The following is an 18,583-nucleotide window of genomic DNA, read 5'->3' as shown; positions in this document are numbered from 1 at the left end:
AGCGCGGCCGTGACAAAAGTCTAGCCCTATGCCGCCGCCTCATCCTCGTCCGGCAGGGACGCAACGGCAGCCGCCGCTTCGGCCTCGCATTGGGCGCGGTGGATGGCCTCTTCCTCGCGCCAGGCCTTCATCAGGGCGGCGCGGCGTTTCGGATAGCGCTGCGCAATCGGCGTGAGCGTCACGATGCGGTCGGTGCGGAAATGCCGGAAGGCCTGACGCAGCTCGCACCAGGCCACCACCATGCGCACGCTCTCGAAGAAGGCGAGCGCAAACGGCCAGACAACGCGATTGCTGTCGCGGCCGGTTTCGTCGCGATAGGCCATCTGCATCTTGTGTTCGCTGCGGATCAGCTGGCGGATCGTCGCCAGCTCGGCATCGCCGGCGGCGATCTTCGGCGCACCGGCGATGAAGAGGCTGTCGCTGTCGAGCGCATCGCGCAGATCGACCGGCAGCACCGCGCCGATGCGGGCGATCGCGTTGCGGGCCGCTGCGCCCAGACGGGCGTCGGCGCGTTCGGCCACCCAGCGCGAGCCGAGCAGCAGAGCCTCCAGCTCCTCTTCCGAAAACATCAGCGGCGGCAGCATGAAGCCCGGCCGCAGCACATAGCCGACACCGGGCTCGCCATCGATGCTGGCGCCCTGGGCCTGCAGGCTGGCGATGTCGCGATAGAGCGTGCGGAGCGAAATGCCGAGTTCGGTGGCGAGGTTCTGGCCGCTGACCGGCTGGCGGTGGCGGCGCAGGCACTGGATCAGGGCAAGCAGACGTTCGGCGCGGGACATGGTCTTTCACCCGTCTGGGAGGCCCCGGTGTGGAGCGGAGGAACCACAGTCTGCCTCATCATACTGCCAGTTCCTGTCAGGATGATGGGGATTCGCGCCCGGCCAGATGTGTTTCGTTTCGCTTCGTTTGTGTCCGTTTCGGTTCGTTCGGCTTCGTTGGTGTTCGTTTGGGTTCGTTTGAGTTCGTTTTGCTTCGCCCGTGCTCGTACCGGTTCGCTAGCATTCGTGGCGGTTCGCCGCCCCGGTGGCTGTCCTGCCATTCCGCGGCAGCAGCCCGGCCTGAGCCCTCGCATTATAGAACATTATGCGAACAAAGCCAAGGCCGGCGTCTGCCCGCTGTCTGTCCCGTGCCTGCCGGGTGCCGGTCCGCCAATGGCCTTGACGGAGGGTCCGCTATCCCTATGATGCGCCCGCCCTCTCCGGTTCCTCACCGGAGGGATCGGCATTCCTTGCATGGACCGGGTCGTCGTGGCTGCCGTCCGACCGTGCGCCGAATTCAGGACTACACATAGAATGAGCAAGCGTCAGGAATCCAAGTACAAGATTAACCGCCGCCTCGGAGAAAACCTCTGGGGTCGCGCCAAGAGCCCGATCAACAAGCGCGAATATCCGCCGGGCCAGCATGGCCAGAAGCGCAAGAAGCCGACCGACTACGGCATCCAGCTCATGGCGAAGCAGCGTCTGAAGGGCTACTACGGCAACATCACCGAGAAGCAGTTCCGCCGCGCCTATGCCGAAGCCAACCGCCGTCGCGGTGACACTTCGGAAAATCTGATCGGCCTGCTGGAGCGTCGCCTCGACGCCGTGGTCTACCGCATGAAGGTGGTGGCCACCGTGTTCGCCGCCCGCCAGTTCGTCAGCCATGGCCATATCGCCGTGAACGGCCGCCGCGTCACCGTCCCGAGCTACCAGGTGAAGATCGGCGACGTGATCGAAGTGCGCGGCGCTGCCAAGGACTTCACCTTCGTGCTCGAATCCGTGAAGTCGGGCGAGCGTGACGTGCCCGACTACATCGAATTCGAAGAGAACAAGCTGCGTGGCACCTTCAAGCGCGTGCCGCTGCTGGCTGACGTTCCCTATCCGGTGAAGATGGAACCGAACATGGTCGTCGAGTATTACTCGCGCTAATCGGTTCGGATCACTCCGAATTTGAGAAGGCCCCGGAGCGATCCGGGGCCTTTTTCATTGCGGCATTGCCTTTGCGCGCATGGAATGCAGAAATGGCGGACGCGACTGACCCTGTCCCGCCACCCCGCCCATGATCAGCTACCGCATCGACCCTGCCCGCCGCCTGGTTCTGGTGACTTTCACCGGCACACCCTCGGCCGCCGACATCAGCACGCACCAGGCCGAACTGCGCCGCGCGCCGGATTTCGATCCTGCCTATGCTTTGCTGGTCGATTTCAGCGCGGCGAGTTTCGCCAATATCCAGCCCGCCGATGTGCGCATGCATGTGATGCAGGATCCCTTCGATCCCGCCGCGCCGCACGCCATCGTCGTGCGGCAGGAATCCGACAGCAGCATGGTGCGGATGTTCGAGACCTACAGCGAACTTTCGGCGCGCACCGGCCCGGTGCAGGCCTTTACCGACATTCCCAGCGCACTGGCCTGGCTCGACAGCCTGCGCTGAACGGCGGCCGCATCCTGCCGCTGGCCTGACGGCGACCGGCGGCGTGTTTGGTATTGCGCCAAATACGGACAACGCCGTACCCTGCCACCTATGGGAGAAAATGAGAGCGGCAAATGAGGACTGCGTTGCGCCGACTGCTGCTGCCGATGCTGGCTGTCGCAGCCGTCCTGCTGCTGGGCGGGCTGGCGACGCTGCTGCTGCAGCAGCGCCAGCAGGCGCGACTGACGACCGAGGCCGAGGGGCAGTTCACCGAACTGATCGCCGAGGTCGGCGCCGCTTTCGACGCGCTGTTCACGCCGGCCGCCGCCATCACCGATGCGGTGATCGAAGCGCGGCTGGACGAACTGAGCTTTGCGGATGTGGAACGGCTGTTCTTCGCGCTGGCCGGCCATCCGGTGCGGCATCTGCCGCAGATCAACGGCATCTATCTCGGCTTTCCCGACGGCAGTTTCCTGCACAGCCAGGAATTCGTGCCTGTTGAAGTGACGGCGCAGGCCGGCGCCGGTCTCGATCCGGCGATGGGCACGCGGCGGCAGTTGCTGCGCCTGCCCGATGGGCGGCTGCAGAACCGCTGGTCTTTCATGCGGCGCGGCGAACACGACTGGCACGGCATCGACCTGCCGCCGGACGGCTACGATCCGCGACAGCGGCCCTGGTACCGCGATGCCGTCGCCGGCAACGGCGCGATCTGGACCGCCCCCTATGTCTTCGCCTCGACCGGCAAACTCGGCGTGACCCATGCACGCGCGCTGCGCCGGCGCGACGGCAGCCTCTGGGCCGTGCTCGGCATCGACATGACGATCGAGACGCTGTCGGACATCCTGCGCCAGCGCCAGGCCGCACTGGCGCAGAGCGACACGAAATACGCCGGCAGCATCGTTTTCGCCACCGATCCAGCCGGGGCCATGGTCGGCCATCCGCAGCTGCCTGCGGCGCTTGAGGCGACGCGCGGCGATGTCGGCGCGGCGCTGCAGAGTTTTCTGCAACCGGGCCGCATCGAACGCGCGCTGATCGCGGCTGCGCCCACCGCCGGCCGCGTGCAGCGCACAGGCATCGCCGGGACTGACTATATCCTCGGCCGCGCCGAACTGCGCCATGCCGCGGCGATGCCGCTGCATGTCTATCTGGCGCAGGATATCGAGATCGTCACCGCGGCGGCGCGGCGGGATCTGCAGCGCAATCTGCTGCTGCTGCTGCTCGCCACCGCCGTTGCGGCCGCGATCATCGCCTATGCCGTGAAGCTGCGCGTGGAAATGGCCGCACGACGCAAGGCCGAACGCGAACTGGTGGCGGCGCGCGACCAGGCCGAAGCGGCGACGCAGGCGAAATCCAATTTCCTCGCCACCATGAGCCACGAAATCCGCACGCCGATGAACGGCGTGATGTCGATGGCGGAGATGCTGGAACTGACGCCGCTGAACGGCGAGCAGCATCGCATGGCGCGGGTGATCCGCGAGTCGGCGCAGGCGCTGCTCACCGTGATCAACGATATCCTGGACTTTTCCAAGATCGAGGCCGGCAGGCTCGATATCGAGCGGGTGGAATTCTCCCTGGCCGAAACCGTGGATGGCGTGGGCGAACTGCTGGCGCCGCGCGCCGACGAGAAGATGCTGGAGCTGGTGGTGGATTTCGATCCCGCGCTGGCCGGACGCCGCATTGGCGATCCGACGCGGCTGCGGCAGGTGCTGCTCAATCTCGGCGGCAATGCGGTGAAGTTCACCCATGACGGTGCGGTGACGCTGGCCGTGATGCCCTGTGCCGGCGCCGGAACGACAGACGACTGGCTGCGGTTTGAGATCCGCGATACCGGCATCGGCCTGACGCCGGAGCAGATGCAGCGCCTGTTCCGGCCCTTCGAGCAGGCAGACTCATCCACGGCGCGCAAATACGGCGGCACCGGCCTCGGCCTGTCGATCTGCCACCGGCTCTGCGGGATGATGGGCGGACGCATCGGCGTCGACAGCCGCATCGGCGCGGGCTCGGTCTTCTGGTTCGAGCTGCCGCTGCCGGCGGTCACGGAAGACGCCGCCAGCGAAACCGTGACAGACGCGACCCTGCGCGTTCTGCTGGTCGGCCTGCCACCGCAGCAGCAGACGGTGGCGCAACGCCAGCTGCGCGCGCTGGGTGCCGAAGTGGTGACGGCAGAGACCCTGACGTCGGTCGGCGGCCCGGCTGTCGACCTGACGCTGGTGGATGCGCGCAGTGCCGGCGCGCTGCAGGCGCCGCAACAGATCGGCGCCGGACGTTTCGGTCTGCTGGCGCCGCGCGCGCTGGTCTCGACACTCGATGCCGCTGCCCGCAGCCGTTTCGATCTGACCCTGACCTATCCGCTGAGCGGTGCAGCGCTGCGCCACGCGGCCGGGATTGCCGCCGGCCGCATTGATCCCGCCAGCGTCGCCAGCACCTTCCGCGAGGATATGGCCTTCGCGCCGCCGGAGATCGAAACCGCGCGCGCCGCGCAGGCGCTGGTGCTGGTGGCCGAAGACAATGCCACCAACCGCCTGGTGATCGAGCAGATGCTGGGCCGCATGGGCTATGCCTGCGAAATCGGCGACCATGGCGCCGCGGCGCTGGCGCTGCGCGAACGCGGCGGCCATGGCCTGCTGCTGACCGATTTCCATATGCCCGAGATGGACGGGTTCGAACTGACCGCGCGTATCCGCAGCGAGGAACAGGAGGCTGGAACCGGCGCGCGCCTGCCGATCATCGCGCTGACCGCCGATGCGCTGACCGGCACCGAGCAGCAATGCCTGCAGGCCGGCATGGACGGTTATCTGAGCAAGCCGGTGAATTCGCGCGCGCTGGCCGCCATGCTGGAAAAATGGCTGCCGCAGGCCCTGCCGCTACGCCGGGTTCCGACAGCTTCCGCTAGCGGTACGGCACGGACCGCACCCGACTGGGACCGGGCGATTTTCGATCCGGACCGCCTGCGCGAGAGCTTCGGGAACTTCAACGCGATGGCGCGCCAGCTGCTGCAGGATTTCGTCATTGATGCCACGGGTCGGCTCGCGGCCATCGACGCCGCCGCGCGGACCGGCGATCCGCAGGCTCTGCGCCCGCTGGCGCATGCCCTGAAGGGCGGCGCCCTTTCGGTCGGTGCGGCCCGGCTCGGGACCATCGCCGGCGATCTGCAGGATGCCTGCGATGCCGGCGATGTCGCCATGATGCAGCTGATGGCCGAACTGCTGCCCGCCACACTGGATGAACTGCGCAGCCTGCTGCCGGTTATCCTGCAACACGAGGACGCCCCCGCATGATCGACGACAGCAGCCGCTACAAGGACCTGCGCATCCTGGTGATCGAGGATGAATCCTACACGCGACACATGATCACCGGCCTGCTGCGGCAGATCGGCTTTCAGCATATCAACGAGTCAAAAGACGGCGGCGACGGCTTCAAGGAAACCGTCCGCACGCGGCCGCAGGTGGTGCTGTGCGACGTGCATATGGAGCCGATGGACGGGCTCGGCTACCTCGGCATGCTGCGCGACTTCAAGCACCCGGATATTGCCGCCACGCCGGTGATTTTCCTGACCGCCGACAAGCAGCAGGAAACCGTGATCTCAGCCAGACAGCTCAAGGTCGACGGCTATCTGGTCAAGCCGGTCTCGCTGCAGACGCTGAAGCAGCGGCTCGACGCGCTGCTGAAATTCCACAACCTGATCTGACGCGCCGTTACTCCGCCGCCTGCTTCGCGGCGGCCTGCGAGTCTTCCTTCTGCCAGCGCAGCGCGATGTCCTTCAGCGCATCCAGCATCGGATTCAGTTCGGCGCCACGCGGCGCCAGGCTGTAGGTCACCTGCGGCGGGATCGTCGCCTGGTAGTCGCGATGCACCAGACGGGCCTCTTCCAGCATGCGCAGCCGCTCGGTCAGCACCTTCGCCGAGATGCCGCCGACCTCGCGTTTCAGCTCGCCGAAGCGGCGCGGGCCCTGGGTGCGCAGGATGTAGAGGATGTAGGTGGTCCAGGGCCCCATCAGCAGCCGCAGCACGGCATCGATCGGGCATTCATTGCGGGTGCCGGCGGGGCTGGCCATCTGACAAAGCTCCAGGTTCTCAATTTGCACTAGTTACTTTTAAGTACCTACTTTACTCAGGAAATCAAGGGGCCATATCAATAGTCACTTCAGGTAACTGGATTGCTTGAAGTAATCACATATATTCAATGGAAAAACAGGGACTTACTCCGATGAGCCAGACATCCAAACCCGTCGTTGCCGTGGTCTATCACAGCGGCTACGGCCATACCCAGAAACAGGCCGAAGCCGTGGCAGACGGCGCAGCCGCCGGCGGCGCGCAGGTTCTGCTGGTGCCGGTCGCCGAGGCCGAAGCCCGCATTGCCGAGATCACTGCCGCCGATGCGATCGTGTTTGGCGCGCCGACCTATATGGGCAGCGTCTCGGGCCCGTTCAAAACCTGGATGGACGCCACCTCGAAAGTCTGGGGCCAGTGGAACGGCAAGCTGGCCGCCGGCTTCACCAATTCCGCCTCGCAGTCCGGCGACAAGCTGAACACGCTGCAGCAGCTTTCGATCTTCGCCGCCCAGCATGGCATGGTCTGGGTCAGCCTGGGCCTGATGCCGGGCAACAACAATTCCAAGGGCAGCGTGAACGACCTCAACCGCCTCGGCAGCTTCCTTGGCGCCATGGCGCAGTCGAACAGCGACGAAGGTCCGGACAAGGGGCCGATCGCGAGCGACCTGGAAACCGCGAAGCATCTCGGCAAGCGTGTGGCGACATTGACCGCGCAGTTTACCGCCGCGACGAAGCAGCGCGACCTGGTCGACGCTTAATACTGTATGCGTTCATAACGATATAATTAGCCCGCCGTTTGTGCGGGCTAATTTTTTTTCATGTGCTAAATTTCCAAGCGGTACTTGAAAAATAGATAGGGGGCAGTAATGGCAAATACTAAAGATCCCAAGCAAGGAACCCGCGGTGTTGCACAAGATGGATTTTCACTCAAACATGTGAAAGGCGGCTTCAGCACAACTCATGTGAAAGAAACTAAGCCAGCCAATCCTCCTGTAACCGAGAAGAAAAGCTTTACTACCGGTCATATAAAAACTAAGCCGGGCCAAGGCGGCGGAAAATCTGGAAGCTAATACGTTGCGCTTCGCAAAGAGAATTGCGCTCTGCATACCAGCCGCAGGCCTTCTCCTATGTTTCTTACTTTCTTTTGATTTTTCTAAAGGGCCGTTAGAAAACGTCCCAACCTTAGACAATATAAGTAGCATTTTTGCTGCATTAATTGCGGTAATTGGTTTTCCAATAGTATATCGGCAATTGGTGCTTCAATCCGAAGGCAACGAAATTCAAACAATTTCTCAAATTCAAACTCAAATCGAAACTGGCTGGGCAAAGATAAAAATAGACGCAAAAGATAATGATGAGCTATTCGGCATCTACTTTGGGCAACTGTGCAATACCATGGAATTTAGTTGTTATATCTGTAATCACGTTAAATTAGAAAAACGCGCAAAAATTCTTATTACTGACTTCCTGTGCCAGAACTTGGTCATCATTCAAAAAAGCCAAAAGTATTCCGAAGCAATAGCCGGTTTAATTGGCACGCCGACTGATTTTATTGAAATTAGAAATTTTCTGCGAAAGAACCGAGGTACATTTTCTACGCTTTTGCAGCTCTTCTCGAATGAAGAGACACTGCCGTAAAATCCAGTGACGGCAAATTCTGTGTCGGCCAGCCTTTCGCCGTGAAGACCTGCACTGGATGCACTGCCGCAGCCGCTGTTCAGGCAGGTGGAACTGGCGCTCGCGGCCTGGAAGGCGCAGCGCAGCTATACGCCGCTGCAAGTCAGTCAGTGACTGGCGGAACTCTGATGCGTGTCGAGCATGTCGGACACGCGCGTCACCTTTCCATCGCGGATCTCGAAGATGGCGCCCGCAGGCAGGCTGTAATTCTGGCCTTCCGCGTCGGGCAGGCCGTCCTCGGTTTCGAGATAGACGCCGAGCAATGTGAATTCCGCTTCGGCGCGCGTGCCGTCCACATTGGCGATGACGAACAGATCGACGGCCTTTTCCTCAAAGCAACGCGCGGTGCGGTCGAGCCAGGCGCGGAAGGCGGGTTTGCCGGCCTCGCTGCTGCCGTCGCCATGCATGCCCGACAGGTCATGCACCACGTCGTCGGCCAGCAGGCTGAGACAGCCATCGACGTCGCGGTCGTTGAGGGCATCGAAGTAGCGCTTGATCAGCGCGGCGGAATCTTTGTTGGCCATCCTGCATCGCAGCTTATGCCGGACGGGCGGCCTTGCCCAGCGGAAGATCGCCCAACACCAAGTTGATTGTATCACCTGCGATCTTTCGCAACTGCGCTTCGTCGTCGAAGGCACGTTCCAGCACGGCAAGGCCGCGCGTCACCGTGGCGATCTGCCAGGCGGCCGCCGTCGCATCGCCGCTGAACTCGCCGCGCGCGGCGGCGCGCGAAAACGCATCCTCGATCAGCGTCGTGACGCGCGTGACCAGCGCAGCGAAAGTCTTGCGCGCCTGTTCATCGACGCCGTCCCCCGCGCTGGTGTCGAGTTCCATCAGGCCGCGCGTGGTGGGGCAGCCGCGCGACGGCGTCCCGGAGCGGAAATTGCGGATCGTCATGTCGAAGAATGTCGTCAGGCTGTCGCGCAGGCTGGCACCGTTCAGCACCTTCTCGACCGCGACCAGATAATTGCCGGAATAGCGGTCGTAGGCGGCGAGGAACAGCGCCTCCTTGCTGCCGAAGGCGTTGTACAGGCTGCCGCGCTGGACAGCGGCCTCGCGCGCAATGTCGGACAGCGAGGCGCCGCGCACACCCTTGCGCCAGAACTGGTCGAAGGCGATGCGCAGCACGGCATCCTGGTCGAATTCACGTGGCCGCATGGGGTTTTCCTCAGAATACAGCGCAGAAATTAGTATTTGACGCGGCGTCAAGAATATGGTTTCTCGACAGCGTGTCAAAAACTAGCGGATTTCCCCAGCGGGGGAAACCCCGCCATCCCGAGACTGGAGATCCCATGATCACCACCCTGACCAGCTTCACCCTGTCCAAACCGATCAGCCGCGACGAGGCCGTCGCCATCTTCCGCACCACCGCGCCGACCTATCGCGGCGTGGCCGGGCTGATCCGCAAGACCTATGTGCTGTATCCCGACGGCGTCACGGTCGGCGGCATCTATCTGTGGCAGTCGCGCAAGGATGCTGAAGCCATGTACAGCGACGACTGGCGCGCCTTCGTGCGCGGCAAATACAACTGCGAACCGCAGGTGACCTGGCTCGACAGCCCGATCGTCGTCGATAACGTCACGCAGCAGATCACCGAGGACTGAGATGACCGACCGCGAAGGCGGCTGCCTCTGTGGTGCCGTGCGCTACACACTGAAAGCCGAACCGCGTCCCGGCGTGGTCTGCCACTGCACGCATTGCAGGCGGCAGAGCGGCAGTCTGTTCTCGTTCAACATCGTGGTGCGTGAGAGCGACTACGAACAGCGCGGCGAGACGAAGGTGTTTGTCGATTCAGGCGACAGCGGCCAGCCGGTGAACCGCCATTTCTGCGGCCACTGCGGTGCGCCGATCCTGGTGCGGATCGCCGCAGCACCCAGGCATGTGGTGATCAAGGCCGGTTCGCTCGACGACATCGGCGGACTGACGGCGGCGACGGAAATCTATTGCGATCATGCCGCCGACTGGCTCACGCCCATTGCCGGTGCGGCGCGATTTGCGCAGAACCAGTAACGAAAAAGGCGCGGCCGGCTCAACACCGGCGACGCCTTTGAAACCCTGATGCCGAGCGGGTTTACGCTTCCTGGACGGCGACGCCCTTCTCAGTGAGATAGGTCTGCAGTTCGCCGTTCTGATACATCTCTTTCACGATGTCGCAGCCGCCGACGAACTCGCCCTTCACATAGAGCTGCGGGAAGGTCGGCCAGTCGGAGAATTCCTTCAGATGCGTGCGGATTGCCGGATCCGACAGGATATCGATGCCCTTGAACTTCAGGCCAAGCCGCGACAGCACCTGCACGGTGACGGCCGAGAAGCCGCATTGCGGAAATACCGGCGTGCCCTTCATGAACAGCACGACCTCATTGCCGGCAAGCTCTTCGCGGATACGCTCGAAAGTCTGTTCTTTCTCGCTCATGGCGATCGTCCTCTGGTCGTAGTTTAAGGTGTTTGCGTGGTGAGCTGCAGGGCATGCAGCTGGCCGCCCATGCGGCCCTTCAGCGCGGCATAGACCATCTGGTGCTGCTGCACCCGGGTCTTGCCGGCAAACGCAGCCGAGACCACGGTGGCGGCGTAATGGTCGCCGTCGCCGCGCAGGTCGTCGATGCGCACCTGCGCATCGGGCAGCGCGTCCCTGATCATGCTCTCGATTTCACTGGCATCCATTGCCATGTTCAAAAATCCCTTTTGGCCCCAAAAAACAGTACTGCTTACTGTTTACCGGCCATGTAGCCCGGCAGCCAGCCCTCATGGGCCGCTTTGAGCTGCGCCACCGATATGGTGCCGAGGCCCCGGAAGGTCAACGTATCCCCGCCGGTCAGGCCGAGCTTGGCGACCGGCGCGCCCGACACCTCGACCGCCGCGATCACGGCCTCGGCCCGATCGGCCGGGCAGGTGACGACATAGCGGGCCTGGTCCTCGCCGAAACCGATCTCGAATTCGTCGCCCGAAGGCAATGTCACCTCGGCGCCGAAACCGGCAGCCATGGCCATATCGGCCAGCGCCACCGCCAGGCCGCCATCGGCGCAGTCATGCACCGCCGAGACCATGCCCTTGGTGATGAGCATGCGCACGGCATCGCCGTTGGTCTTTTCGGCCTTGAGATCGACCGGCGGCGGCGGCCCGGCTTCCTGGCCGCAGATATCGCGCAGGTAGACCGACTGGCCGAGATGGCCCTGGGTCTTGCCCACGAGAAGGATGGCTTCGCCCGGCAGCTTGAAGGCGAGCGTCGCCATCTTCGACACATCATCAAGGACGCCGACGCCGCCGATGGCGGGCGTGGGGAGAATGCCCTTGCCATTGGTCTCGTTGTAGAGCGACACGTTGCCCGAGACGACCGGGTAATCCAGCGCCAGGCAGGCTTCGCGGATGCCTTCGACCGCGCCGACGAACTGCCCCATGATGTCGGGACGTTCCGGGTTGCCGAAATTCATGTTGTCGGTGATCGCCAGCGGACGGCCGCCGACGGCGGTGATGTTGCGCCAGGTTTCCGCCACGGCCTGCTTGCCGCCCTCGACCGGATCGGCGAACACATAGCGCGGCGTGCAGTCGGTGGTCATCGCCAGCGCCTTGCTGGCATGGCCCTCGACACGCACCACGGCGGCATCCCCTCCGGGGATCTGCGCCGTGTCGCCGCGCACCAGGTGATCATACTGTTCCCAGATCCAGCGCCGCGAGCTGAGATCCGGCGAGCCGATCAGCTTGCCGAGTGCTTCGACAAACGGCAGCGGGTGATTGACGCGGCCGAGCGGCTTCTGCGGCGGCGTCTTCACCCAGGGGCGATCATACTCGGGCGAGGCCTGCGCCAGCGGATCGATCGGCAGATCGCCGACCTGCTCGCCGCTGAAGCGCAGCACCATACGGCCGGTATCGGTGAGATGGCCGATGACGGCGAAATCGAGTTCCCACTTTTTGAAGATCGCCTCGGCCTGCGGCTCGCTGCCCGGCTTGAGGATGATCAGCATACGCTCCTGACTTTCGGAGAGCATGAATTCGAACGGCGTCATGCCGGTTTCGCGCGCCGGCACCTTGTCGAGATCGATGACAATGCCCATGCCGCCCTTCGATGCCATCTCGAAGGACGACGAGGTCAGGCCAGCCGCGCCCATATCCTGGATCGCGACGATGGTGTCGGTGTTCATCAGTTCGAGGCAGGCCTCGATCAGCAGCTTTTCGGTGAAGGGATCGCCGACCTGAACCGTGGGGCGTTTCTCTTCGCTGTCCTCGTTGAATTCGGCGGACGCCATGGTGGCGCCGTGGATGCCGTCACGACCGGTCTTGGAGCCGACATAGACGACCGGATTGCCAAGGCCGGCAGCCGCCGAATAGAAAATCCTGTCCTGCTTGGCGAGACCGACGGTCATCGCATTGACCAGGATGTTGCCGTTATAGCTCGGGTGGAAATTCACCTCGCCGCCGACAGTCGGCACGCCGACGCAGTTGCCATATCCGCCGATGCCATGCACCACGCCCGACACCAGATGGCGTGTTTTGGCATGGTCGGGCGAACCGAAGCGCAGCGCGTTGAGATTCGCGATGGGACGCGCGCCCATGGTGAAGACGTCGCGCAGGATGCCGCCGACGCCGGTCGCCGCGCCCTGATAGGGTTCGATGAAGGAGGGATGATTGTGGCTTTCCATCTTGAAGATGGCGGCATCGCCGTCGCCGATATCGATCACGCCGGCATTCTCGCCCGGACCGCAGATCACCCACGGGGCTTTGGTCGGCAGGGTCTTGAGCCACTTCTTCGACGACTTGTAGGAGCAGTGCTCCGACCACATCACCGAGAAGATGCCAAGCTCGACCTGATTGGGTACGCGGCCCATGATCTCCAGCACCAGATCGTATTCGGCCTTGGTCAGGCCCATCAGATCCTTGGGATACTCTACGGCCTTCTTAGCTTCACTCACGCGAGCGACTCCGCAATCGATTCAAACAGGCCGTAGCCGTCCATGCCGCCGCACATCGGGTCGGTGGCGTTTTCCGGATGCGGCATCAGGCCCAGCACAGTCTTCCTGGCATTGTAGATGCCGGCGATATTGGCGACCGAACCATTCAGGTTGGTCTCTGCTGCGACATTGCCGAGCGGATCGGCATAGCGGAAGGCGATGCGATCCTCGTCCTCCAGCTTCTTCACGGCGTCAGCATCCAGCGTGTAGTTGCCGTCGTGATGCGCGACCGGCACGCGAATGGTCTGGCCCTTGCGGTATTTCTTCGTGAACTCGCTCTGCGTCGTCTCGACGCGCAGGTTCACGTCCTTGCAGATGAACTGCAGGCCGGCATTGGTCATCAGCGCGCCCGGCAGCAGGCCGGCTTCGCAGGCAATCTGGAAGCCGTTGCACACCGCCAGCACGCGCGTGCCGTTGTCGGCGCGCTTTTTGACTTCGCGCATGATCGGCGAATTCGCTGCCATGGCGCCGCAGCGCAGATAGTCGCCGTAGGAAAAACCACCGGGCAGCACGATCAGGTCGATGCCCTGCGGCAGGTCGCTGTCGCCATGCCAGACATCGACCGGCGGCTTGCCGCCACTCGCCTTGGTCAGCGCCATGCGCATGTCGCGCTCGCGGTTCGATCCGGGGAAGGTGATGAGGGCGGCTTTCATGAAATGCTCGTGACTGTATCAGGACTGGTCATTGTCTGCCTCGTGCCGCGGTTACGGACTGGACTGCGACGCCATCTTCGACGCCGCGCATATCAAATATGATGTCGCGCGCGCCCGACGTCCGGGCGCGCGAACCCTCGCGTATATAGCCGGCCGTGACTCTGGCTATAATGCGATACTGCCCTGGCTGTATGCCCGGCATCGTATCGACCAAAGCGAAGGAATAGGCCTGCATAGTGTACGGCGTCGCTTCGAAGATGCCTTCATAAGCCGCAGTATTACGCTCGAAATGCTGGTGCAACGCCTTCTCCAGCGTCGGCCATTCTGCCTGCACCGTGGCGCGATCCCGCGAAATCCCGGCTTGGCCCGCAGGCGCACTTTCTACCACATGCGGCCTGACGGGTGGGGCGATCGCAACCACGCCACTATTGGCCACCCTCAACTGGAACAGCATGTCACGCACGCCGGACCTGTAGGCAAGAGAGCCTGAACTTTTGTATTGCGCATGCAGCCGCACGACCACGCCGAATTCATCGGCAGAGCCACCTGCACGAGTCTCGAGCGGCTCGTATTTGTAGACGCTTAAAGTGTTGGTGGTAGCACTGAATTCATTTTCCACCAGAACAATATTGCGCTCAGCTTGGCGCGCCACGATTTTTTCCAGCAGCGGCCATTCCTCCTTAACCTGGTCCAGGCTCGGTGGTGCGCCAACAGCATTGTCCGGCGCAGTGGATATAGCCAGCTGTGTCTTGGGATCGGCCATGCCGTAGACGATCTGGTTCACCTCAGCAAGACCCGTGTCCTGCGGCGCCGACCAGAGATCGGGCGCATAGGAATCGCATTGCCGCCGCTCCCGACCGTCAATCATCTTGCTCGCGATCAGGCCGGCGATGCCGGACATGACCAGGGTTTCCACCTCGCTAACGATTCGGCAGTTCACGCCATATTCAGTGACGCGCAGATACCAGGTTTCGCCGGCCTGCAGGTCTCGCTGCATCACCGAGATCGGCGCTTTGCTGGCAAACATGCCGGCGCGGATCATGTCGGCGACATGACTGCCCGGTGCAACCTCGCGAAACACAATCTGATTGGGGCCGTTGAGGCGACCGATATCGGCCTCATTCAGCCGGACGCCATGCGCGATCACTGGCCGGTAGTCGGCTGCGGTGTAGAAGATGACGCGCGCCTTATCGGTCGCGACAGGCGGCACGGCGGTCGGCTGCTGCACCGATGCGCAGCCCGCCAGAAGCGGGAGCGTGGCGGTTGCAGCCAAGGCCGTGCGTAGCATTCCGATCAGCCCACCAGTTCGACCGAGAAATTCTCGATCACCGTATTGGCGAGCAGCTTCTGCGCCATGTCCTTCACGGCGGCCTCGATCTCAGGCCTAGACTTCGACGCCAGCGCGCCGGTCAGTTCGAGCTCGATCAGCTTGCCCTGGCGCACCTCGCCGACATCGCCGAAGCCCAGCGAGTGCAGCGCCTGGCCGATGGCGCGGCCCTGCGGATCGAGCACACCGTTCTTGAGGGAAACATGCACGCGGGCTTTCATGATTCGCGAAATCCTCTTTCTTTCAGAAACAACAGCGGCGGCCTTTTGCAGGGCCGCCGCGGTATTCTCACGGCGCCTGTATCGCGCCTCTTACTGCATGGTGTCGGGACCCTTGATGTCGCGCGGGCCACCTTCGGGCAGGATGCCCAGCCGCCGCGCCACTTCCTGATAGGCCTCGGCGACATTGCCGAGATCGCGGCGGAAGCGGTCCTTGTCCATCTTCTCGTTGGTCTTGAGATCCCACAGACGGGCGCTGTCCGGGCTGATCTCGTCGGCCAGGATGATGCGCATCTCGTCATTCTGCCACCAGCGGCCGAATTCCAGCTTGAAGTCGACCAGGCGGATGCCGATGCCGAGGAACAGGCCGGAGAGGAAGTCGTTGATGCGCAGCGCGAGATGCATCAGCTCATCGATTTCCTGCGGATTGGCCCAGCCGAAGCAGGTGATGTGTTCTTCCGAGACCAGCGGGTCGCCCAGCTCGTCGTTCTTGTAATAGAACTCGACGATCGAACGCGGCAGCATGGTGCCCTCGGCGACGCCGAGACGCGTGGCCAGCGAGCCGGCGGCGACATTGCGCACGACGACTTCGAGCGGAATGATCTCGACTTCCTTGATCAGCTGCTCGCGCATGTTCAGCCGGCGCACGAAATGCGTCGGGATGCCGACCTCACCCAGGCGGGTCATGAGGTATTCGGAAATCCGGTTGTTCAGGACACCCTTGCCGGTGATGGTGCCCTTCTTCTTGTTATTGAACGCGGTCGCGTCGTCTTTGAAATACTGCACCAGAGTGCCCGGCTCGGGACCCTCGAAGAGGACCTTCGCCTTGCCCTCGTAAACCTGTCTGCGGCGCGTCATGGCACACCTGTCCGGCTATAGGGAAAGCTCGCGCCCTAGATACCGCAAGGGGGTCCGTGTCGCAATGCGCCGGGGCCTGGCCGGACCACAATATACCACAATATGCGGTGGAAAAGCAGCGCCCCGAAATGGCCAGATCCGGCGCGGTTTTCCGTCATAAATCTCTGCCGGGCCGGACACTTGCAGCCGGGGGCGGGGCACCCCTATATATCGGACAGCTTTCTCCCCGCTTATGACGAGGCCTGTATGACCACCTTCGACGACCGTAAGGATGCCTTCGAGAAGAAGCACGCCCATGATGAGGAGCTTGCCTTCAAGGCCACCGCGCGGCGCAACAAGCTGCTCGGCCTGTGGGTGGCGGAGCAGATCGGCCTGACCGGCGAGGCGGCGGAATCTTATGCCAGGGACGTCGTGGCGGCCGATCTCGACGAAGCCGGCGACGCCGACGTGATCCGCAAGGTGCAGGCCGATCTGAAAGCCAAGAATGTCGACGTTTCCGAGCATCGTCTGGCCGCCAAGCTGGCCGAGCTGCTGGAAACCGCCAGGCAGCAGCTTACGGCTTAACTCATTGCAATAAATATACTTTTCTGGCGCTGCCGGCTCATGCGGGCGGCGCCATGGCTTTTCCGGGCCGCAGCGCCAGCCACAAACCGGCCAGCACCACCGCCATGCCGGCGATCAGCGGCCAGGTGAGGGGTTCTGCCAGCAGCAGCGCGCCGATGATTCCTGCCGTGATCGGGCTTAAGCCCAGGAACACCGTCACCTGCGTCGGCGGTGCATGGCGCAGGGCCCAGAGCCAGCCGAAATAGCCGATGCCGCTGCTCAGGCCGATGAAAATCACTGCGAACCAGCCGGTGGCGCTGTAGCCCGACCAGCCGGTGAAGGCGCCTTCCCACATGGCAAGGAAGATCAGGAAGGCGACGCTGGCCAGCATCGAGTAAGCCCCGATACTGAGCGTGGGATAGCGCTGCAGATAAGGTTTGAACAGCACGCTGCACAGCGCACCGCAGAAAGCCGCCAGCAGCACGGCGCCTTCGCCCACCCAGCTATCGGCTGCGCCCGTTGCGTCGAAAAGCTTTTCACCGAGCGTGATGCCGACGCCGAGAATGGTGAGCAGCACGCCGGCGGTTTTCAGCAGCGTGAGTTTCTCGCGGCCGAGCATTGCTGCGATGATCATGGTCATCAGCGGGAAACTGGCAAACAGCAGGGCTGCACGCGCTGCGGTGATATGCGCGAGACCATAATTGATCAGCACGATCAGGATGCCGAATTGCAGAATGCCGAAAACGGCGATCGGCAGGGCGTCGCGCCAGGCAAAGCGCATCGGCATGCGCAGATGCGCCATCACCGGCAGCAGGCAGGCGGCGCCAATGGCATAGCGGAACATCGCCAGCGTGGCCGGGCCGCTCTCGTTCACCGCATAGCGCGTGGCGACCAGTGCGAGGCCGACCTGCACGCCGACGGCGGCCGAGACTGCAATCGGCGCCCAGCTTTTTGCGGTCAAAGCCTGAGTTCCCAGGTCTCGCCGACCAGCGTCTGGCCAAAGCTCTGATGCGTCTCGCTGTGCACCAGTTTGAAGCCGGTCTTTTCATAGATGCCGCGCGCCGCCAGAAGGACACTGTTCGTCCACAGCGTGATCTTGCGATAGCCTTTGGCGCGCGCGAAATCGATACACGCATTGACGAGTGCCTTGCCGACGCCGAGGCCGCGCGCCTTCGGATCGACGATCAGCACGCGCAGCTTGGCCACCGTCGTGGATTTTCGGATCAGGAAGACGCAGCCGACACGTTCGCCGCTGTCCAGTTCGGCGATCCAGGCATTTTCCCATTTCGGGTCGAAGTCGCGCAGAAACTGCATGCCGACTTCGGCGGCCAGCGCCTCGAACGTGCTGTCCCAGCCATATTCCGCGGTGTACAGCTCGCCATGCTTCTGCACCATCCAGCCGATGTCGCCGGGGCGATGCGGGCGTAAGGTGAAGCCTGCCTTTACGGCGGGGGTTTCCCCAGAGAGAAGCTGCGTGATGGTGTCCATCGCCTCGACCAGCCGGGCGCGGTCCGTGGCCGGCAGGCGTTCGATCAGCGGGCTGAGCACGCGGCGCGACACATCCTCCTGCGGCGCGAAAGCCTTACGGCCCGCAACTGTTAAGCTGAGGATGCTCTGGCGTGCGTCTTCCTTCGCCGCCTTGCGCACCACCAGGCCCTGCTTCCCGAAACCGCGCAGCATACGGCTCAGGTAACCGGCATCGATGCCGAAATCGCGCACCAGATCCGACGCCGTGACGCGGTCGCGATGGGCGATCTCGTAGAGCACGCGGGTCTCGGTCAGCGAAAACGGATCGTAGAGTTTGCCGCCTTCGAGCAGGCCGATCTTGTGGGTGTAGAAGCGGTTGAAGCGCCGCATGCGCTCGACCTGCCCGGAGACAGGACTGGTTTTACGGGCAGCAGGCTTCGGCATGGGCAGGCGCTCT

At 63.1% G+C, this 18,583-nt stretch carries 23 protein-coding genes; 10 read left to right on the top strand and 13 right to left on the bottom strand.

Annotated features, from left to right (window positions below; translation table 11 throughout):
• Positions 1-26: 26 nt before the first annotated feature.
• On the bottom strand, positions 27-779 hold the full coding sequence (locus CTR53_RS19975; protein ID WP_290817781.1) for a YafY family protein: 753 nt from the start codon (positions 777-779) through the stop codon (positions 27-29).
• 513 nt (positions 780-1,292) lie between these two features.
• Here CTR53_RS19975 and rpsD point away from each other — a divergent pair.
• The 4 genes from rpsD to CTR53_RS19955 all read left to right on the top strand — a co-directional run bounded on the left by rpsD (position 1,293) and on the right by CTR53_RS19955 (position 6,076).
• The gene (gene rpsD, locus CTR53_RS19970; protein ID WP_290817778.1) at positions 1,293-1,907 is read left to right on the top strand and encodes a 30S ribosomal protein S4; all 615 of its coding nucleotides are present in this window, start codon (positions 1,293-1,295) and stop codon (positions 1,905-1,907) included.
• A gap of 130 nt (positions 1,908-2,037) precedes the next feature.
• On the top strand, positions 2,038-2,409 hold the full coding sequence (locus CTR53_RS19965; protein ID WP_290817775.1) for a hypothetical protein: 372 nt from the start codon (positions 2,038-2,040) through the stop codon (positions 2,407-2,409).
• A 113-nt stretch (positions 2,410-2,522) separates the two neighbouring features.
• A complete protein-coding gene (locus CTR53_RS19960) occupies positions 2,523-5,666 on the top strand; it encodes a hybrid sensor histidine kinase/response regulator (protein WP_290817772.1) in 3,144 nt (1,047 codons plus the stop codon).
• Entirely contained in the window at positions 5,663-6,076 is a 414-nt protein-coding gene (locus CTR53_RS19955) for a response regulator (protein WP_290817769.1), read from the top strand. The genes CTR53_RS19960 and CTR53_RS19955 overlap by 4 nt, the downstream gene beginning before the upstream one ends.
• Before the next feature lie 7 nt (positions 6,077-6,083).
• On the opposite strand, the gene CTR53_RS19950 is transcribed toward CTR53_RS19955, so the two are convergent.
• Positions 6,084-6,443 carry a helix-turn-helix domain-containing protein gene (locus tag CTR53_RS19950; protein ID WP_290817766.1) on the bottom strand — a complete coding sequence of 120 codons (360 nt, stop codon included), beginning with the start codon at positions 6,441-6,443 and terminating at the stop codon, positions 6,084-6,086.
• 152 nt (positions 6,444-6,595) lie between these two features.
• Here CTR53_RS19950 and CTR53_RS19945 point away from each other — a divergent pair, with 152 nt between their 5' ends.
• From CTR53_RS19945 to CTR53_RS19935, 3 genes are all read left to right on the top strand, one after another.
• Positions 6,596-7,198, top strand: a complete 603-nt coding sequence (locus CTR53_RS19945; RefSeq protein WP_290817763.1) for a flavodoxin family protein — start codon at positions 6,596-6,598, stop codon at positions 7,196-7,198.
• Between the two features lie 108 nt (positions 7,199-7,306).
• Positions 7,307-7,510, top strand: coding sequence for a hypothetical protein (locus CTR53_RS19940; RefSeq protein WP_290817760.1), 204 nt, complete (start codon positions 7,307-7,309; stop codon positions 7,508-7,510).
• A gap of 4 nt (positions 7,511-7,514) precedes the next feature.
• Complete coding sequence (locus CTR53_RS19935; RefSeq protein WP_290817758.1) at positions 7,515-8,078, top strand: hypothetical protein; 564 nt, start codon at positions 7,515-7,517, stop codon at positions 8,076-8,078.
• Between the two features lie 146 nt (positions 8,079-8,224).
• On the opposite strand, the gene CTR53_RS19930 is transcribed toward CTR53_RS19935, so the two are convergent.
• Together CTR53_RS19930 and CTR53_RS19925 are read right to left on the bottom strand one after the other, a co-directional pair.
• The gene (locus CTR53_RS19930) at positions 8,225-8,641 is read right to left on the bottom strand and encodes a nuclear transport factor 2 family protein (protein ID WP_290817755.1); all 417 of its coding nucleotides are present in this window, start codon (positions 8,639-8,641) and stop codon (positions 8,225-8,227) included.
• Between the two features lie 13 nt (positions 8,642-8,654).
• Positions 8,655-9,275 carry a TetR/AcrR family transcriptional regulator gene (locus tag CTR53_RS19925; RefSeq protein ID WP_290817752.1) on the bottom strand — a complete coding sequence of 207 codons (621 nt, stop codon included), beginning with the start codon at positions 9,273-9,275 and terminating at the stop codon, positions 8,655-8,657.
• Positions 9,276-9,409: 134 nt separating this feature from the next.
• Between CTR53_RS19925 and CTR53_RS19920 the strand changes: the two genes are divergently transcribed.
• Together CTR53_RS19920 and CTR53_RS19915 are read left to right on the top strand one after the other, a co-directional pair.
• Positions 9,410-9,721: a hypothetical protein gene (locus CTR53_RS19920; RefSeq protein WP_290817749.1), complete on the top strand. Its 312-nt coding sequence runs from the start codon at positions 9,410-9,412 to the stop codon at positions 9,719-9,721.
• 1 nt (position 9,722) lies between these two features.
• A complete protein-coding gene (locus tag CTR53_RS19915; protein WP_290817746.1) occupies positions 9,723-10,127 on the top strand; it encodes a GFA family protein in 405 nt (134 codons plus the stop codon).
• 61 nt (positions 10,128-10,188) lie between these two features.
• On the opposite strand, the gene grxD is transcribed toward CTR53_RS19915, so the two are convergent.
• The 7 genes from grxD to purC all read right to left on the bottom strand — a co-directional run bounded on the left by grxD (position 10,189) and on the right by purC (position 16,116).
• Complete coding sequence (gene grxD / locus CTR53_RS19910; RefSeq protein ID WP_290817743.1) at positions 10,189-10,530, bottom strand: Grx4 family monothiol glutaredoxin; 342 nt, start codon at positions 10,528-10,530, stop codon at positions 10,189-10,191.
• A gap of 23 nt (positions 10,531-10,553) precedes the next feature.
• On the bottom strand, positions 10,554-10,784 hold the full coding sequence (locus tag CTR53_RS19905; protein WP_290817740.1) for a BolA family protein: 231 nt from the start codon (positions 10,782-10,784) through the stop codon (positions 10,554-10,556).
• 38 nt (positions 10,785-10,822) lie between these two features.
• Positions 10,823-12,979 carry a phosphoribosylformylglycinamidine synthase subunit PurL gene (gene purL / locus CTR53_RS19900; RefSeq protein ID WP_290817831.1) on the bottom strand — a complete coding sequence of 719 codons (2,157 nt, stop codon included), beginning with the start codon at positions 12,977-12,979 and terminating at the stop codon, positions 10,823-10,825.
• Positions 12,980-13,017: 38 nt separating this feature from the next.
• Complete coding sequence (purQ, locus tag CTR53_RS19895) at positions 13,018-13,713, bottom strand: phosphoribosylformylglycinamidine synthase subunit PurQ (protein WP_290817737.1); 696 nt, start codon at positions 13,711-13,713, stop codon at positions 13,018-13,020.
• 28 nt (positions 13,714-13,741) lie between these two features.
• Positions 13,742-15,001, bottom strand: coding sequence for a hypothetical protein (locus CTR53_RS19890; RefSeq protein ID WP_290817734.1), 1,260 nt, complete (start codon positions 14,999-15,001; stop codon positions 13,742-13,744).
• 5 nt (positions 15,002-15,006) lie between these two features.
• Positions 15,007-15,261 carry a phosphoribosylformylglycinamidine synthase subunit PurS gene (purS, locus tag CTR53_RS19885; protein ID WP_290817731.1) on the bottom strand — a complete coding sequence of 85 codons (255 nt, stop codon included), beginning with the start codon at positions 15,259-15,261 and terminating at the stop codon, positions 15,007-15,009.
• Between the two features lie 90 nt (positions 15,262-15,351).
• Positions 15,352-16,116 carry a phosphoribosylaminoimidazolesuccinocarboxamide synthase gene (gene purC / locus CTR53_RS19880; RefSeq protein ID WP_144067843.1) on the bottom strand — a complete coding sequence of 255 codons (765 nt, stop codon included), beginning with the start codon at positions 16,114-16,116 and terminating at the stop codon, positions 15,352-15,354.
• A gap of 246 nt (positions 16,117-16,362) precedes the next feature.
• Between purC and CTR53_RS19875 the strand changes: the two genes are divergently transcribed.
• A complete protein-coding gene (locus tag CTR53_RS19875) occupies positions 16,363-16,680 on the top strand; it encodes a DUF1476 domain-containing protein (protein WP_290817726.1) in 318 nt (105 codons plus the stop codon).
• 37 nt (positions 16,681-16,717) lie between these two features.
• On the opposite strand, the gene CTR53_RS19870 is transcribed toward CTR53_RS19875, so the two are convergent.
• Positions 16,718-17,620, bottom strand: a complete 903-nt coding sequence (locus CTR53_RS19870) for a DMT family transporter (RefSeq protein WP_290817723.1) — start codon at positions 17,618-17,620, stop codon at positions 16,718-16,720.
• Complete coding sequence (locus CTR53_RS19865) at positions 17,617-18,570, bottom strand: helix-turn-helix domain-containing GNAT family N-acetyltransferase (RefSeq protein ID WP_290817720.1); 954 nt, start codon at positions 18,568-18,570, stop codon at positions 17,617-17,619. Before CTR53_RS19865 ends, CTR53_RS19870 begins: the two co-directional genes overlap by 4 nt.
• Between the last annotated feature and the right edge of the window lie 13 nt (positions 18,571-18,583).

Source organism: Ferrovibrio sp., assembly GCF_002796975.1.
In the GTDB taxonomy this organism is placed as follows: Bacteria; Pseudomonadota; Alphaproteobacteria; order Ferrovibrionales; family Ferrovibrionaceae; genus Ferrovibrio.
This window is presented reverse-complemented; position numbering and strand designations above follow the sequence as displayed.